This is a genomic window from Pseudomonas sp. LRF_L74, assembly GCF_965644255.1.
In the GTDB taxonomy this organism is placed as follows: domain Bacteria; phylum Pseudomonadota; class Gammaproteobacteria; order Pseudomonadales; family Pseudomonadaceae; genus Aquipseudomonas.
In genome coordinates, this window is sequence record NZ_CBFFRH010000001.1 from 192,948 (window position 1) to 209,341 (window position 16,394).

Genomic DNA, 16,394 nt, shown 5'->3' on the forward strand with positions numbered 1-16,394 from the left:
TAACGCCCGCGAGATTTGCGGGACTGACGACGTTCTCGACTCATAAACGCAGTTGCGTTTCCCCGAGTATCTCGCCGCACGAACCGAAGCGGCGCTCGGTGATGTCACAAGAACGGCCCGAAACAAGCAGCACCGTGCTGGCCCGCGTGCCATAGCGCTCACTGCGGATGAACGGACTGGAGAGCAGGCGCTCCCACTCCAAGCCGATGCCGGTGTCGGGCAACTCGGCGTCGGGGGCGCGGCGCTCGTCGGCCAACAGGTCGAGCAAGGCCTCGGGGCGCGGATCGCCCAGGCGCTCTGCCAGCCCGGCGCGCGTGCGCAGCAGCTTGGGCCAGGGCGAATCGAGGCTGGCGTTGGACAAACCATACAGCCCTTCGCTCAACGCGCGCGGGCGCCCCTCGGCGGAGTTGAGGAACCAGAGCTGCTCGCGACTGCCGAGCAGCAGGTTGTAGCCGCTGTAGTCACGCCTGCGCGCAGCGACCTCGTGCAAGTAACGCTCTGCCGAGAGATCGCCGGCCAGGAAGCCGACCGGCAGTTCGCCACGGGATCGCTCTCCCTGCGCCAGGCCAGGATCACGAATGTTGGTCAGCGCGGCAAAGCGCCCATCGGCGCTCACACCCAGCCAGGTACCACCCGCCTGCAGGTCGCGCCCGGCGAACAGCCCAGGCGTTTCGGTCCACTCGGCCAGCGCCAGGGAGGGACGGGCATGGAACTCATCGCGATTGGCCGCCAGCACCAGCGGCAAGGCCTGGCCAGGGCGCCAGGCGAAAACGATCAGGCACATAAAACCTCGGGCAGGAGCGCATGCTGAAGGACGCAGGCTACAACAACGCAGGCTCCACGACTGCCACAACCTGTACGGCGGGCGGCTGCTTGGCTACCATGCCGCTTCGATTTTCGAGGCTTGCCGATGGAATATCTGCTGTACATGGTCCTTGGCGCCTGCGCGGGTATCCTCGCCGGGCTGTTCGGCGTCGGCGGCGGATTGATCATCGTGCCAGTGCTGGTCTACAGCTTCGCCGCCCACGGTTTCTCGCCGGAGGTACTGACCCAACTGGCGGTCGGCACCTCGCTGGCGACCATCATCTTCACCTCGATCAACGCCATCCGCGAGCACCATCGCCGTGGCGCGGTGAACTGGCAGGTGTTTGCCTGGATGTCGCTGGGCATCCTGTTCGGCTGCGGCGTCGGAGCACTGACCGCGGCGCGGATCCACGGCGAAATCCTGCAGAAGATCATCGGTGTGTTCGCCATCCTCGTCGCCATCCAGATGGCTCTGGACCTCAAGCCCAAGGCCAGCCACGGCCTGCCCGGCAAACCGGGACTGGCCGCTGCCGGCGGGGTGATCGGCTGGGCCTCGGCGATCTTCGGCATTGGTGGCGGCTCGCTGACCGTGCCCTTCCTGTCCTGGCGCAGCCTGCCGATGCAGCAGGCGGTGGCGACCTCATCGGCTTGTGGCCTGCCCATCGCCATTTCTGGCGCACTCTCGTTCATCTGGGTCGGCTGGGGCGACACCCGCCTACCCGAATGGAGTTTAGGTTTCGTCTACCTGCCGGCCCTGGTGGGAATCGCGCTGACCAGCGTGTTCTTCTCCCGGTTCGGCGCACGCCTGGCCCATCGTTTGCCGCCACGCGTGCTCAAACGCCTGTTCGCCGTGCTGCTGGCCGGCGTGGGCACCAGCTTTCTCATTTAAGAATCAGCGCCTGGCGCGCGGACATGCCTGCAGGAGTCACCATGCTGCCCTACCCCAACATCGACCCCGTCGCCCTCGACCTCGGGCCACTGAAGATCCACTGGTACGGCCTGATGTACCTGGTCGGCATCGGCGGCGCCTGGCTGCTCGCCTCGCGCCGCCTGGCCAGCTTCGAGCCGAGCTGGACCCGCGAGAAACTTTCCGATCTGGTGTTCTGGACCGCCATGGGCGTGATCCTCGGCGGCCGCCTGGGCTACGTGCTGTTCTATGACCTGCCGGTGTACCTGGCCAATCCCCTGCTGATCTTCGAAGTCTGGAAAGGCGGCATGTCGTTCCACGGCGGGCTGATCGGCGTGATGCTCGCCACCTGGCTGTTCGGCAAGCGCAACAACAAAAGCTTCTTCGAGCTGATGGACTTCATCGCGCCGCTGGTGCCGATCGGCCTCGGTGCCGGGCGCATCGGCAACTTCATCAACGCCGAGCTGTGGGGCAAGGTCACCGACGTGCCCTGGGCGATGATTTTCCCCAATGGCGGCCCGCAGCCGCGCCATCCGTCGCAGCTCTACCAGTTCGCCCTGGAAGGCGTGGCGCTGTTCGTCATCCTCTGGTTCTACTCGCGCAAACCGCGCCCGACCATGGCGGTATCCGGCCTGTTCGCCATCTGCTACGGCATCTTCCGCTTCATCGTCGAATTCGTCCGCGTGCCAGATGCCCAGCTCGGCTACCTGGCCTGGGGCTGGCTGACCATGGGCCAGGTGCTGTGCGTACCGATGGTGCTCGGCGGCGCGGCGCTGATGGTCCATGCCTATCGTCGCCAGGCGGCGAAGGCCTGAGCATGACCGGCGGCGCAACCGCCGGTTCGGCAAATTCGGTAGACTGGCGCGCCTCTCGCCGTATCAGGCGTAGCGTTTTTCTGGAGTAGCAATGAAACAGTATCTCGACCTGATGCGCCTGGTGCGCGAGACCGGCACCTTCAAGGCCGACCGCACCGGCACCGGCACCTACTCCGTGTTCGGCCATCAGATGCGCTTCAACCTGGCCGACGGCTTCCCGCTGGTCACCACCAAGAAGTGCCACCTCAAGTCGATCATCCACGAGCTGCTGTGGTTCCTCCAGGGCGACACCAACATCCGCTACCTGAAGGAAAACGGCGTGCGCATCTGGGACGAGTGGGCCGACGAGAACGGCGACCTCGGCCCGGTCTACGGCTACCAGTGGCGCTCCTGGCCGGCACCGAACGGCGAATCCATCGACCAGATCGGCAAGCTGATCGAGATGATCAAAAAGAACCCGGACTCGCGCCGGCTGATCGTCTCCGCCTGGAACCCGGCCCTGGTCGAGCAGATGGCCCTGCCGCCCTGCCACGCCCTGTTCCAGTTCTACGTCGCCGAAGGCCGCCTGAGCTGCCAGTTGTACCAGCGCTCGGCGGACATCTTCCTCGGCGTGCCCTTCAACATCGCCAGCTATGCCCTGCTGACCCTGATGATCGCCCAGGTCTGCGGCCTGCAGCCCGGCGACTTCATCTGGACCGGCGGCGACTGCCACCTGTACGCCAACCATATCGAGCAGACCGACCTGCAGTTGACCCGCCAGCCGCTGGCGTTGCCGACCATGCAGCTCAACCCCGCGGTGAAGGACCTGTTCGCCTTCCGCTTCGAGGACTTCGAACTGCTCGGCTACCAGGCGCACCCGCACATTCCGGCGCCGGTCGCGGTCTGAGAACCACGCCTTTCAGAACCTTCCTTGCAACCAGTGCCGCCGTGGTGGCTTTGCTCAATGCAGGATCACGGCTGGTCACCAAGCAGGTGAGTCACGTCAGTCCAGACGGCCTCGATCACGCCACGACTGCGACAATCTGGTCCAGGCTGTATCGTGCAAATTGCAGGATCGAACCGCCGACGAGAATGCACATCATGGCAAGTCCTTTATAATGGCCGCCTGTCAATCCATCAGATCGCCTTGATGAAACTACCACGCAGCCCGTTGTCGCTAACCTTGCTCTATGCGGCGGCCGCACTTACCTGGATCATCGGTGGCGACTCGCTGCTCCTGTATCTCGGTCTGGATCGCGAGGCGACGATCGACATGGGGATGAGCAAAGGCATCGCCTTCGTTGTCATCACCAGCCTGGCCATGCTCGCCATCCTCAGTCAGTTGCAACGCGAGCAGCGCACTATCCGCGCAACCATACGCCGCAGCGAAGAACGCCTGGCCATGGCCATGGATGCGGCCCAGGAAGGCCTGTGGGACTGGGAGGTCAAATCGGAACAGGTGTTCTTCTCCCAGCGTTATTGCGAACTGCTCGGCTACGACCGCGAGACCTTCGGCAACACGATCGAGTCATGGGAAAAACGCCTGCATCCCCAGGATCGCGAGAAAGTCCTGCACGTGATCGATAGATTGCTCGACCATGGCGAAACCAGCTATTCCAACGAGTTTCGCCTACAGCACCGCGACGGCAGCTACCGCTGGCTCCAGGTCAGCGGCCGGCTCTACCTGGACGAGCACGGCAAGCCGCAACGTTTCCTCGGCACCTCCGTCGACATCACCCAGCGGCGCGCCGACGAAGAAAGCCTGCGCCAGGCCGCGGCGGTTTTCGACAGCACCCAGGAAGGCGTACTGGTCACTGACCGTGAACTGCTCATCGTCCACGTCAACCCGGCCTTCAGCCGCATTACCGGCTACAGCGCGGAAGAAGTGCTGGGGCAGAGCCCTTCGCTGTTCAAGTCGGGCCGCCACGACCGGCTTTTCTATCGGCGCCTGTGGAATGCGCTCGACGAGCGCGGTACCTGGAGCGGTGAAATCTGGAACCGCCGCAAGGATGCCGAGGTGTTCCCGATGTGGCAGTGCATCCGGGCGATCAAGGATGGCAGTGGCGCGGTCAGCCACTATGTGGCGGTGTTTTCCGACATCAGCTCGATCAAGAACTCGCAACATGAACTGGACTACCTGGCCCACTACGATCCGCTTACCTGCCTGCCCAACCGCCTGCTGTTCAGCGAGCGCATCGAGCATGCGGTACAGCGCGCCAGTCGCGACAAGGAACGTGGCGCGGTACTGCTGATCGACCTCGATCACTTCAAGATCGTCAACGAAAGCCTCGGCCACAACACCGGAGACCAGTTGCTCAAACTGATCGGCGAGCGTTTAGAGGAAAGCCTTTCGCCCGCCACCCTGGGGCGCCTGGGCGGCGACGAATTCGGCCTGCTCGATGAAACCTGCCAGCACGCGGAACAGGCCTCGCAACTGGCCCAGCGCGTGGTCGACAGCCTGACCAAACCCTTCGAGGTCGACGGGGAAACCTTATTCATCAGCGCCAGCATCGGCATCAGCCTGTACCCCGACGACGGCAATAGCGTCGAAGAACTGATGCGCAACGCCGACTCGGCGCTGTACCGGGCCAAGAGCAGCGGCCGCCAGAACTTCAGCTTCTATAGCCAGGACATGACCACCCGGGCGCAGAAACGCATCCGCCTGGAGGCCGAACTGCGCCAGGGGATCGAGCAGGAACAATTGCGTGTCTACTACCAGCCAATCCACAACCTCAACGACCGGCGCATGATCGGCGTCGAGGCCCTGGTGCGCTGGCAACATCCGGAGCGCGGCCTGGTGCCGCCGGACCAGTTCATCCCGATTGCCGAAGACACCGGCCTGATCACAGCCATCGACATCTGGGTGCTGCGCCAGGCCTGCCTGCAGATGCAGGTCTGGCTGGCCCGGGGCATCGAGCTGGAGTTCGTCGCGGTCAACGTCTCCAGCCGCCTGTTCGGCAATGGCGACCTGGGCGTCGAGGTCAAGCGGGTACTCGATGAAACCGGCATGGACCCGAGACGCCTGGAACTGGAAGTCACCGAAAGCGCGGTGATGGAAAACCCCGACCGCGCCCTGCAACTGCTGACCAGCCTGCGCGCCCTCGGCCTGCGCCTGGCCATCGACGATTTCGGCACCGGCTATTCCTCGCTTGCCCGTCTCAAGCGCCTGCCGGTGGACAAGCTCAAGCTCGACCAAAGCTTCGTTCGCGGCCTGCCCCAGGACAACGACGATGCGGCCATTGCCAGGGCGGTGGTCACCCTCGGCCAGAGCCTGGGCTTGCGTGTGCTGGCCGAAGGCATCGAGGAGGAAGAGCAGGTGGTATTCCTGCGTCAATTGGGTTGCACGCTTGGCCAGGGCTACCGCTTCGGCCGGCCACAGCCGCCGGAGCAACTGATGGCTGGCCTTTAGGCAAGGGCTCGAGCTGGATCAGGAGCCAGCCAACAGCGTCCCATCCCAAAACGCAAAAGGGCCGAACAGCGCAGCACGCTTCGACCCTTTTTCGATACCGCATTCACATCACAGTTTGGCGATGGATACCTCGGTGGATTTGACGAAGGCGATCACTTCGCTGCCCACGCCCAGCTCCAGCTCGCGCACGGAACGGGTGGTGATCACCGAGGTGACGATGCCGGCGGCGGTCTGCACGTCGATTTCCGACAGCACGTCGCCTTCGACGATTTCCTTGATGGTGCCTTTGAATTGGTTACGGACGTTGATTGCTTTGATGGTCATGGCATTTCTCCTAGGGTCGAAATGAGCCTTGAGCTGAAAGCCTGAAGCTGGAAGCAGAACGGACTCGCTTTACTTCCAGCTTTCAGCTTCGAGCTTCCAGCTACGTTTAAAGCGCCCAACGCAGTTGCGTGGGCAGGGGTGAAACGGGATCGGGTTGCGGCGGCAGCTCAGGGAGTTGCAGCACGCGGTTGAGTACTTCGGCTTCCAGCGAGGCAAGCCGTGCCGAGCCACGGTTACGTGGACGCGGCAGGTCGACGGTGAGATCCAGGCCGACCTGGCCATCCTCGATCAGGATCACCCGATCGGCGACAGCGACGGCTTCGCTGACGTCGTGGGTCACCAGCAGCACGGTGAAACCATGCTGCTGCCACAGGCGTTCGATCAGTTGCTGCATCTCGATGCGGGTCAAGGCATCCAGCGCGCCCAGCGGCTCGTCGAGCAGCAGCAGGCGCGGTTCGTGAATCAGTGCGCGGGCCAGGGCCACACGCTGCTTCTGCCCGCCAGACAAGGCCGCCGGCCACTCGTTGGCACGATCCGCCAGGCCGACCGCCTCCAGCACGTGCTGGGCCTTGGGCTTCCAGTTGCCGGTCAGGCCAAGCCCGACGTTGTCGATCACCCGCTTCCACGGCAGCAGGCGCGCCTCCTGGAACATCAGCCGGGTATCTTCGCGGGTCGCCTCCAGTGGCCCGTTACCGGCCAGCAGCTCGCCAGCGCTGGGCTTGTCGAGGCCGGCGAGCAGACGCAGCAGGGTGCTCTTGCCGCAACCGCTGCGACCGACCACGGCGACGAACTGACCGGCGGGAATGCGCAGGTCGATGTCCTTGAGTACCTGCCGCTCACCGAACGACTTCTGGATGCCACGGATCGCCAGCGGCGTGCCGCGCTTGAGGTTATGCAGGGCGTTCATTTCGCACCTGCCTTGGCCTGGTAGGCCGGATGCCAGCGCAACCACGCACGCTCAAGCCCACGGGCGGCGACGTCGGCCAGCTTGCCGAGTACCGCGTAAAGCAGGATCGCCAGCACCACCACGTCGGTCTGCAGGAACTCGCGGGCGTTCATCGCCAGGTAACCGATGCCGCTACTGGCGGAAATGGTCTCGGCGACGATCAGGGTCAGCCACATGAAGCCCAGGGCAAAACGCACGCCGACCAGGATCGACGGCAGCGCACCGGGCAGGATCACCTGGCGGAACAGGGCGAAGCCGGACAGGCCATAGCTGCGCGACATTTCCACCAGCGCCGGGTCGACGTTACGGATGCCGTGGTAGGTGTTGAGGTAGATCGGGAACAGCGTGCCAAGGGCGACCAGGAAGATCTTCGCGCTCTCGTCGATGCCGAACCACAGGATCACCAGCGGGATCAGCGCCAGGTGCGGCACGTTGCGGATCATCTGCACCGAGCTGTCGAGCAGGCGTTCGCCCCAGTTCGACAGGCCGGTGATGAAACCCAGGACCAGACCGATACCGCCGCCGATAGCGAAGCCGATACCCGCGCGCCAGCCGCTGATGGCCAGGTGGGTCCAGATTTCACCGCTCGACAGCAGCGCCCAGCCAGCCTCCAGCACGGCGCTGGGCGCCGGCAGGATGCGCGTGGACAACCAGCCAGCCGCCACCGCGCCCTGCCAGATGACCAGCAAGGCCACCGGCAGCGCCCAGGGTGCCAGGCGATGCACCACGTTGTTCAATGTTTGCGTCGACATGCGCAACGCTCCTTCTGCGAATTCATTCTTCAATCACCCCTCGCCTGGCGAGGGGACGCACAGTTGTCAGCTCGCCGCTGCCGCCTTGGGCAGGATGTCGTTGGCCACCATCTCGCCGAACGGGCTGACGTAGCCAGCGCCCTCGGGCAAGGCCGGACGGTTCACATCCAGATGGGGGAACAGCAACTCGGCGACGCGGTACGACTCTTCAAGGTGCGGGTAGCCGGAGAAGATGAAGGTGTCGATGCCCAGCGCGGCGTACTCCTTGACCCGCTCGGCGACGGTCGGGCCATCGCCGACCAGCGCGGTACCGGCGCCGCCACGCACCAGGCCGACCCCGGCCCAGAGGTTGGGCGAAACCTCCAGGTTGTCCTTGCTGCCACCGTGCAGGGCGGCCATGCGTTGCTGGCCAACCGAGTCGAAGCGCGCCAGGGAGGCCTGGGCGCGGGCGATGGTGTCGTCATCGACATGGGCGATGAGCTTGTCGGCGGCCTTCCAGGCCTCCTCGTTGGTCTCGCGCACGATCACGTGCAGGCGAATGCCGAAACGCACTTCACGGCCCTGGGCCTTGGCTTTCTCGCGTACCGCGGCGATCTTCTCGGCCACCGCCGCTGGCGGCTCGCCCCAGGTCAGGTACAGCTCGACCTGCTCGGCGGCGAGGTCTTGCGCGGCCTCGGAAGAACCACCGAAATACAGCGGCGGACGCGGTTGCTGGATCGGCGGGTAGAGCAGCTTGGCGCCCTTCACCTGGATGTGCTTGCCGGCGTAGTCGACCACCTCGCCTTCCAGCACGCGGCGCCAGATGCGGGTGAACTCGACCGAGGCTTCGTAGCGTTCGGCGTGGGACAGGTTCAGGCCATCACCAGCCAGTTCGTCCGGGTCGCCACCGGTGACCAGGTTGAACAGCGCGCGACCGCCGGACAGACGATCCAGGGTCGCCGCCTGGCGCGCGGCCACGGTCGGCGAGATGATGCCGGGGCGCAGGGCGACGAGGAATTTCAGGCGCTGGGTCACCGGGATCAGCGACGCCGCGACCAGCCAGGAGTCCTCGCAGGAGCGGCCGGTAGGGATCAGTACGCCGCCGAAACCGAGACGGTCGGCAGCCTGGGCGATCTGTTGCAGGTAGCCGTGGTCGACGGCGCGGGCCCCTTGCGAGGTACCGAGGTAGTGGCCGTCGCCATGGGTAGGCAGGAACCAGAAAATGTTGAGGCTCATGGAGTTGTCTCCTTGGGAATGCGAGAGCCCTCTCCCGCGGGAGAGGGCCGGGGGGTTCACTGCTGGGCGACCTTGGCCGGCGCTTCTGGCTGGGTCCAGATCACGTCCTTGATGCTCAGCTTCTTCGGAATCAGCTTGAGCGCGGTGAAGGTGTCGGCGATCTTCTGCTGCGCGACGACCACGTCCGGGGTCAGCGGCGCGGCACCGTAGCCCTGACGCTTCACCGCCAGCGAGGTGATGTCATTGGACAGGCCGAGCAACGGCGCGACCTGCTCGGTGACCTTGTCCGGATCGGCCTTGGAGTCCTCGCCAACGGCGCGGATCTCGTCGATCAGCACATTGAGCACGGCCGGGTTCTTCTCGGCGTAGGGCTTGGTCGCCAGGTAGAACTGGTGGTTGTCGACCAGGCCTTCGCCATCACGCAGGATGCGCGCCTGCAGTTGTTTCTCGGCGGCAGCCTGGAAGGGGTCCCAGATCACCCAGGCGTCGACGCTGCCCCGCTCGAAGGCGGCGCGGGCATCGGCTGGCGGCAGGTACACCGGCTGGATGTCGCTGTATTTCAGGCCGGCATCCTCCAGGGCGCGAACCAGCAGGTAGTGCACGTTGGAACCTTTGTTCAGGGCGACTTTCTTGCCCTTCAGCTCAGCCACCGACTTGAGCGACGAATCCTTCGGCACCAGGATCGCTTCGCTGTGCGGCGCTGGTGGCTCGTAGGCGACATAGAGCAGGTCGGCACCGGCGGCCTGGGCGAATACCGGCGGGGTTTCGCCGGTCACGCCGAAGTCGACGGAGCCGACGTTGAGGCCTTCCAGCAGTTGCGGACCACCGGGGAACTCGGTCCATTTCACGTCCACGCCCTGCTCGGCCAGGCGCTTCTCCAGGGTGCCCTTGGCCTTGAGCAGCACCAGGGTGCCGTACTTCTGGTAACCGATCCGCAATGTCTCGGCCTGGACTTGGGTGATGGCGCCGAAAGAGATGGCCGCGGCAAACAGGGCGACCAGACTCCGACGCAAAGTAATAGTACGCATGACGCTTTCCTCTGCATTGAGTGTTTGGCCACCTGCTGCCTCGTTGACGGGCGGGTAAGGCGGTTCGTGTTCGTTACCGTCCATCTCGCTGGCGGCTGCCGTTGTTCGGCTCGTCGCCCGCGATTGCAGCGTTGCGTTCAGATGCTCCAGCGAGCATTCACCAGGCGCTCGTTCAGCACGTGCGGTTCGATTGGCCTGGGGCGACGCACCAGCGCCGCATGAAATTGTTCCAGTGCGTCATGCAGACGCTGTTGCAGCACCGGCACCAGTCGGCTCGGCTGATCGCCATCCGCGTAGGCAATCTGGCTGTCGTCGGCGAACACGCCCTGCAACAGGTCCTGGGCCTTGAGCGCACCGAGTACCGGTTTCAACGCGTAGTCCACCGCCAGCATGTGGGCGATGCTGCCGCCGGTCGCCAGGGGCAGTACCACCTTGTGTTGCAGGCCGCGCTCGGGCAACAGGTCCAGCAGGGTCTTCAACGCGCCGGAAAACGACGCCTTGTAGATCGGCGTGGCGACGATCAGGCCGTCGGCCTCGGCCACCTGCTGGTTCAGCAACTGCACCTGCGGGCTGTCGAAACGCGCATGCAGCAGGTCTTCGGCGGGAAAGTCCCGCACCTGGTGGCTCACCACCTCGACGCCGTGCTGCTGCAGCCAGCGCCGCGCATGTTCGAGCAGCACACCGGAGCGTGAACGCTCGCTCGGGCTGCCACCCAGGGTCACCACCAGCATGATCGGTCCTTATTTGTTCGGTTGCGGAGTCAGGCGCAGGTAGGGTTTCACCGCGCGGTAACCTTTGGGGAAACGCTGTTTGATCTCGTCCTCGTCCTTCAACGACGGCACGATCACCACCTCGTCACCGTCCTGCCAGTTGGCCGGGGTGGCGACCTTGTGGTTGTCGGTGAGCTGCAGCGAGTCGATCACCCGCAGGATTTCGTTGAAGTTGCGCCCGGTGCTCGCCGGGTAGGTGATGGTCAGGCGCACCTTCTTGTTCGGGTCGATGATGAACAGCGAGCGCACGGTCAGGGTGTCGCTGGCGTTCGGGTGGATCAGGTCGTACAAACCGGAAACCTTGCGGTCGGCATCGGCGATGATCGGGAAGTTGACCGCAGTGTTCTGCGTCTCGTTGATGTCCTCGATCCAGCGATGGTGCGAATCGACCGGGTCGACCGAAAGCGCGATGGCCTTGACACCACGCTTGGCGAAGTCATCCTTCAGCTTCGCGGTAAACCCCAGCTCGGTGGTGCACACCGGGGTGAAGTCGGCCGGGTGGGAGAACAGCACGCCCCAGCTATTGCCCAACCATTCGTGGAAACGAATGAGGCCTTCGCTGGAGTCCTGCTCGAAGTCGGGGGCGATGTCGCCAAGTCGAATGCTCATGCTGTTGCTCCTGTGCAGTGTTCGGTCGTGGCACACACTATCGCGCAGGAATGCATAAGATTAAAAAGAATAAATAATGATTTATTTATTCCATAAAAAGCTATGAGAGGCGGATGAGAGCTCTATTTTCTGAATAAGCAGAAAACCAAGCATTCCTTCAAAGCATATGGTCGGCTCATCTATAGTCGCCGCACCCACACCAACAAGGACGCACGATGAAACGCACGCTCTCCCTATCAGCCCTGGCCGCCGGCCTGGTGCTGGCAACCACCACCCAGGCGGCCACCCTGCTCAACGTCTCCTATGACGTGATGCGCGACTTCTACAAGGACTACAACGCCGCCTTCCAGAAGCATTGGCAAGCCGAGGGCAATAGCCCGCTGACCATCCAGATGTCCCACGGCGGCTCGAGCAAGCAGGCGCGCGCCGTGATCGATGGCCTGCCAGCCGATGTGATCACCATGAACCAGGCCACCGACATCAACGCCCTGGCCGACAACGGCGGCCTGGTGCCGAAGGACTGGGCCACCCGTCTGCCGAACGGCAGCGCGCCCTTCACCTCGGCCACCGTGTTCATCGTGCGCAAGGGCAACCCCAAGGGTCTGAAGGACTGGCCGGACCTGCTCAAGGATGACGTCCAGGCCATCGTGCCCAACCCGAAGACCTCGGGTAACGGCCGCTACACCTACCTGTCGGCCTGGGGCTACGTGCTGCAGAACGGCGGTGACGAGAAGGCGGCCAAGGACTTCGTCGGCAAACTGTTCCAGCACGTGCCGATCCTCGATACCGGCGGTCGTGCCGCCACCACCACCTTCATGCAGAACCAGATCGGCGACGTACTGGTGACCTTCGAGAACGAGGCCGAGATGATCGCCCGTGAATTCGGCCGTGGCGGCTTCGAAGTGGTCTACCCGAGCGTATCGGCCGAAGCCGAGCCGCCGGTCGCGGTGGTCGACAAGGTCGTGGATCGCAAAGGCACACGCAAGGAAGCCGAGGCCTACCTCAAGTACCTGTGGTCCGAGGAAGGCCAGCGCATCGCCGCCGACAACTACCTGCGCCCGCGCGATCCGAAGACCCTCGCCCAGTTCGCCGACCGCTTCCCCAAGGTCACCTTCCTCAACGTGGTGAAGACCTTCGGCGAATGGCCGGCTATCCAGGATCGCCACTTCAAGGATGGCGGCGTGTTCGACGAGATCTATACGCTCAAGTAAGCACTGCGGCAGGCTGCGCGCAGCAGCCTGAAGCCAGACATGAAAAAGCCCGGTGCACAGTGTGCACCGGGCTTTTTCGTTTCGGCGGCTAACCCGATGCGCTTACAGCAGCGGCAGGGTGTAGCTGACGATCAGGCGGTTCTCGTCGCTGTCGGTGGCCGTGGTATTGCCACGCAGCGAGGCATTGCGCCAGGAGAAGCCCAGGCCTTTCAGCGCGCCGTCCTGCAGGGTGTAGTCCAGGCGGAAGTCGCGTTCCCATTCCTTGCGGTCGGCACCCACGGCGCGGATATTGTCGCCCGACAGGTAGGTCAGGTAGGCCTTCAGGCCCGGCACGCCGACTTGGCCGAAGTCGTAGGTGTACTCGGCCAGCCAGGTGCGCTCGCCGGCACTGAGGAACTTGCCGATCTGGCGGTCGGTGATCAGGTAGGCCGTGGAACCATCGCCCTGGTTGAGGAAGGGGAAGGCACTGCTGCCCTCGACCTGCTGGTAGCCCAGGCCGAAGGTGTGGCCGGACAGCGCGTAGGTGAACATCGCGCTCCAGGTGTCGTTGTCCACTTCGGTGGCGGTAACAGCATTGGCCGCATTGATGCCGCCCTGGGCGCGATAGCCTTCGGCGCGACCGGCAACGCTGCCGTTCTTGCCATCGGAATCGCTGTGGAAGTAGCGCAGGTCGCTTTTCAAGGTGCCCGGACCGATTGCCCAGTTATGGGCCAGGCCGAGGAAGTGCTGCTTGTAGAAGTCTTCCAGGTTACCGTAGTAGTACTGGACCAGCAGGTCCTTGTTGACCTTGTAATCCGCACCACCGTAGTAGAACTTGTTGGTATCCGCCTGAACGCCATTGACGACGGAAGCCCCCGCGATACGCAGGCCTATATCGTTGCTCGAAGCACGCGTCTTGGTGTGTTCCAGTTGACCAGCGGTCAGGGTCAGGTTGTCGATTTCGTTGGAGGTGACCTGGCCACCCTCGAACAGTTGCGGCAACAGGCGGCCATCGTTGAACGTCACGACCGGCAGCTTCGGCTGCAGGATACCCAGGCGACCCTCGGTCTTGGAGATACGCACCTTGGCAGTGGCACCGCCCTTGGCGAAGTCATTCACAGCACTGCCGTCGGTTTCCAGCGGGAACAGTTGGCCCGGGGTACGATCGCGGCCGGTCTTGCTGCTGCGGCCACCCCCATCGAGACGCACACCGTACAGGGCGGTCACATCAACGCCCACGCCCACGGTGCCTTCGGTGAAGCCCGAGGTGTAGTTGAAAATGAAGCCTTGGCCCCACTCGTTGGCTTCGCCATTGTTATTGGCGGTGTTCTTGGTATTCAGGTCGTAATAAAAATTACGCAGGCCCAAGGTAGCCTTGCTGTCTTCGATGAATCCGGCAGCGCCCGATTGCTGGGCCACGGCGCCGACGGCGATGGCCAGCGCGAGAGTGGATTTCTTCATGCTCGTTGCTCCATAAAACGTTTCTTTTTGGTTTTCGCCCATGAAAAGTAGCGTTGAAGCTCAAAAACGCCACCTTTGAACCTGGCAAAGAGTGCCCAGGTCGGCTTGAGGGTCAATCTAGTGACTTTCCTTAAGTTCTAAAAAGAATTATTTCTCACTTTATAGTAACCAAAAAGAATAATTCGTTATATGCGGAAATAGAAACACCAAAAAAACGTCATAATTTTATTCTAAAAAATTATTTATTTTTATTTTTTTATATCGTTTAGCTTGGCTTCATCGCTGGCATCGCCAGCCGCTTCCTGCCCCTATTCGCCAGCGAGGTCGCCATGTCCCTGTCCTTCAAACGCCGAACACTCCAGGGCGCCCTGCTGGCGCTCGGCCTCATCGGCACACTGTCCGCCTACGCGCAGAGCGAACTGCGCATCGGCTACCAGAAGTCCTCGACGCTGATCAGCCTGCTCAAGGCCCAGGGCACCCTGGAGAAAAGCCTCGCGCCTCAAGGCATCAACGTCAGTTGGCACGAATTCGCCAGCGGCCAACCACTGCTGGAGGCGCTGAATGTCGGCAACGTCGACCTCTCCGCAGATGTGGCCGATACCGTACCGATCTTCGCCCAGGCCGCCGGTGCCGACCTGACCTATTTCGCCCGTGAGACCCCCTCGCCCAGCGCCCAGGCCATCGTTGTCCACGACAACTCGAACCTGCGCAGCCTGGTCGACCTGAAGGGCAAGAAAGTCGCGGTGACCAAGGCCGCCGGCTCCCACTATCTGCTGATCGCGGCGCTGACCAAGGCCGGCCTGAAATTCAGCGATATCCAACCGGCCTATCTCACCCCCGCCGACGGCCGGGCCGCCTTCGAGAACAACCGGGTCGACGCCTGGGTCACCTGGGAACCCTTCCTCACCGCCGCCCAGCAACAGTTGAAGACCCGCACCCTAGCCGACGGCAAGGACCTGGCCAGCTATCAGCGCTATTACCTGACCAGCACCTCTTATGCGAAACAGAATCCCCAGGTACTGGCCAGCGTGTTCGCCGAACTGGTCAAGGCCGGCAACTGGCTGCGCGCCAACCCAACCCAGGCGGCAAAGACTCTTGGCCCGCTGTGGGGCAACCTGGCGCCGCAACTGGTCGAACAGGCCAACGCACGGCGTAGCTATCAGGTCGAGACCGTCTCTCCAGGCGACCTTGGCGAACAGCAGAAGATAGCCGACGCCTTCTTCGCTGCCGGCCTGCTGCCGAAAAAGGTCAACGCTACCGATGTGCACACCTGGCAGCCCGAGGCCCGCACCGCCAGCAACTGAATCTCCATTTTCAAGGGGTCGTCCTCAGGCGGGCGGCCCCTCTTTTTTTCTGCCGCGCTTGACGGCCATGGGCGCTTCACCAGGAAAGCCGGTCCATACCGGCGACCTGGGCACACGTTGACGACGACCGCTGACACCCATCAGCATCCGGGCTAGGATCACTCCACACCGCCAGCCTGGAGAATGCCCATGCCCAGTCGCCGTATCGAGTTCTACCATGCGCCGCGCTCTCGCTCCGCCGGTACCCTGGCGCTGCTCGAAGAGCTCAAGGCCAGCTATCAGCCCCATGTGATGAGCCTGCAGGCCAACGAACAGCGCCAGCCGGCGTATCTGGCGATCAACCCCATGGGCAAGGTGCCAGCCATCGTTCACCACAAGGTGGTGGTTACCGAACAGGGGGCGATCTTCATCTATCTATCCGACCTGTATCCGGAACATGGCCTGAGCCCCATCCTTGGTGATCCATGGCGGGGGGCCTGGTTGCGCTGGCTGGTGTTCTATGGCTCGAGCTTCGAACCGGCCGTCATCGACCGTGCGCGCAAGGCACCACCGGCGTCGGCGTCGAGCAGCCCCTACGGCGATTTCGACACCATGTTCGCCACCCTGGAAGGGCAGTTGCAACAAGGTCCCTACCTGCTCGGCGAGCGCTTCACCACGGCAGATATCCTCTGGGGTTCGGCGCTGAAGTGGACCACCCAGTTCGACCTGGTGCCGGCAACGCCGACCATTCAGGCTTACATAGAAAGGGTCACGTCACGTCCGTCATTCATTCGCGCAGCGGAAATCGACGCCCAGTGGCTGGCGGTCCAGAACGAGTAAGCGGCGTCTGCCGACAGGCCCGCGCCGTGCTCCAAAGCACTTAACGCCCAGAACGGGCGAGG

At 63.4% G+C, this 16,394-nt stretch carries 16 protein-coding genes; 7 read left to right on the top strand and 9 right to left on the bottom strand.

Annotated features, from left to right (window positions below; all coding sequences use genetic code 11):
- Positions 1–40: 40 nt before the first annotated feature.
- The gene (locus ACSZPK_RS00965; protein WP_437879531.1) at positions 41–784 is read right to left on the bottom strand and encodes an NRDE family protein; all 744 of its coding nucleotides are present in this window, start codon (positions 782–784) and stop codon (positions 41–43) included.
- Between the two features lie 126 nt (positions 785–910).
- Between ACSZPK_RS00965 and ACSZPK_RS00970 the strand changes: the two genes are divergently transcribed.
- From ACSZPK_RS00970 to ACSZPK_RS00985, 4 genes are all read left to right on the top strand, one after another.
- Positions 911–1,693, top strand: a complete 783-nt coding sequence (locus ACSZPK_RS00970; protein ID WP_437879532.1) for a sulfite exporter TauE/SafE family protein — start codon at positions 911–913, stop codon at positions 1,691–1,693.
- A 41-nt stretch (positions 1,694–1,734) separates the two neighbouring features.
- Positions 1,735–2,526: a prolipoprotein diacylglyceryl transferase gene (lgt, locus tag ACSZPK_RS00975; RefSeq protein ID WP_437879533.1), complete on the top strand. Its 792-nt coding sequence runs from the start codon at positions 1,735–1,737 to the stop codon at positions 2,524–2,526.
- Between the two features lie 91 nt (positions 2,527–2,617).
- The gene (locus ACSZPK_RS00980; protein WP_437879534.1) at positions 2,618–3,412 is read left to right on the top strand and encodes a thymidylate synthase; all 795 of its coding nucleotides are present in this window, start codon (positions 2,618–2,620) and stop codon (positions 3,410–3,412) included.
- Between the two features lie 243 nt (positions 3,413–3,655).
- Positions 3,656–5,914 carry a putative bifunctional diguanylate cyclase/phosphodiesterase gene (locus ACSZPK_RS00985; RefSeq protein WP_437879535.1) on the top strand — a complete coding sequence of 753 codons (2,259 nt, stop codon included), beginning with the start codon at positions 3,656–3,658 and terminating at the stop codon, positions 5,912–5,914.
- Between the two features lie 108 nt (positions 5,915–6,022).
- On the opposite strand, the gene ACSZPK_RS00990 is transcribed toward ACSZPK_RS00985, so the two are convergent.
- The 7 genes from ACSZPK_RS00990 to ACSZPK_RS01020 form a co-directional block, all read right to left on the bottom strand.
- Positions 6,023–6,238: a TOBE domain-containing protein gene (locus ACSZPK_RS00990; RefSeq protein WP_013793202.1), complete on the bottom strand. Its 216-nt coding sequence runs from the start codon at positions 6,236–6,238 to the stop codon at positions 6,023–6,025.
- Between the two features lie 106 nt (positions 6,239–6,344).
- A complete protein-coding gene (ssuB, locus tag ACSZPK_RS00995) occupies positions 6,345–7,145 on the bottom strand; it encodes an aliphatic sulfonates ABC transporter ATP-binding protein (protein ID WP_437879536.1) in 801 nt (266 codons plus the stop codon).
- Positions 7,142–7,936, bottom strand: a complete 795-nt coding sequence (ssuC, locus tag ACSZPK_RS01000; protein ID WP_437879537.1) for an aliphatic sulfonate ABC transporter permease SsuC — start codon at positions 7,934–7,936, stop codon at positions 7,142–7,144. Before ssuC ends, ssuB begins: the two co-directional genes overlap by 4 nt.
- 66 nt (positions 7,937–8,002) lie before the next feature.
- Positions 8,003–9,151 (bottom strand): FMNH2-dependent alkanesulfonate monooxygenase, encoded by a 1,149-nt coding sequence (gene ssuD / locus ACSZPK_RS01005; protein ID WP_437879538.1) that lies wholly within the window; start codon positions 9,149–9,151, stop codon positions 8,003–8,005.
- A 56-nt stretch (positions 9,152–9,207) separates the two neighbouring features.
- On the bottom strand, positions 9,208–10,179 hold the full coding sequence (locus ACSZPK_RS01010; RefSeq protein WP_437879539.1) for a sulfonate ABC transporter substrate-binding protein: 972 nt from the start codon (positions 10,177–10,179) through the stop codon (positions 9,208–9,210).
- Positions 10,180–10,316: 137 nt separating this feature from the next.
- The gene (gene ssuE, locus ACSZPK_RS01015; protein ID WP_437879540.1) at positions 10,317–10,910 is read right to left on the bottom strand and encodes an NADPH-dependent FMN reductase; all 594 of its coding nucleotides are present in this window, start codon (positions 10,908–10,910) and stop codon (positions 10,317–10,319) included.
- 9 nt (positions 10,911–10,919) lie between these two features.
- Entirely contained in the window at positions 10,920–11,558 is a 639-nt protein-coding gene (locus ACSZPK_RS01020) for a peroxiredoxin (protein WP_437879541.1), read from the bottom strand.
- Positions 11,559–11,773: 215 nt separating this feature from the next.
- Between ACSZPK_RS01020 and ACSZPK_RS01025 the strand changes: the two genes are divergently transcribed.
- A complete protein-coding gene (locus ACSZPK_RS01025) occupies positions 11,774–12,769 on the top strand; it encodes a sulfate ABC transporter substrate-binding protein (RefSeq protein ID WP_437879542.1) in 996 nt (331 codons plus the stop codon).
- Positions 12,770–12,871: 102 nt separating this feature from the next.
- Here ACSZPK_RS01025 and ACSZPK_RS01030 read toward each other — a convergent pair whose 3' ends face one another.
- Complete coding sequence (locus ACSZPK_RS01030) at positions 12,872–14,209, bottom strand: OprD family porin (protein WP_437879543.1); 1,338 nt, start codon at positions 14,207–14,209, stop codon at positions 12,872–12,874.
- A gap of 329 nt (positions 14,210–14,538) precedes the next feature.
- Between ACSZPK_RS01030 and ACSZPK_RS01035 the strand changes: the two genes are divergently transcribed.
- Positions 14,539–15,513, top strand: a complete 975-nt coding sequence (locus tag ACSZPK_RS01035; RefSeq protein ID WP_437879544.1) for an aliphatic sulfonate ABC transporter substrate-binding protein — start codon at positions 14,539–14,541, stop codon at positions 15,511–15,513.
- A gap of 189 nt (positions 15,514–15,702) precedes the next feature.
- A complete protein-coding gene (locus ACSZPK_RS01040) occupies positions 15,703–16,332 on the top strand; it encodes a glutathione S-transferase family protein (protein WP_437879545.1) in 630 nt (209 codons plus the stop codon).
- The last annotated feature ends 62 nt before the right edge of the window (positions 16,333–16,394 follow it).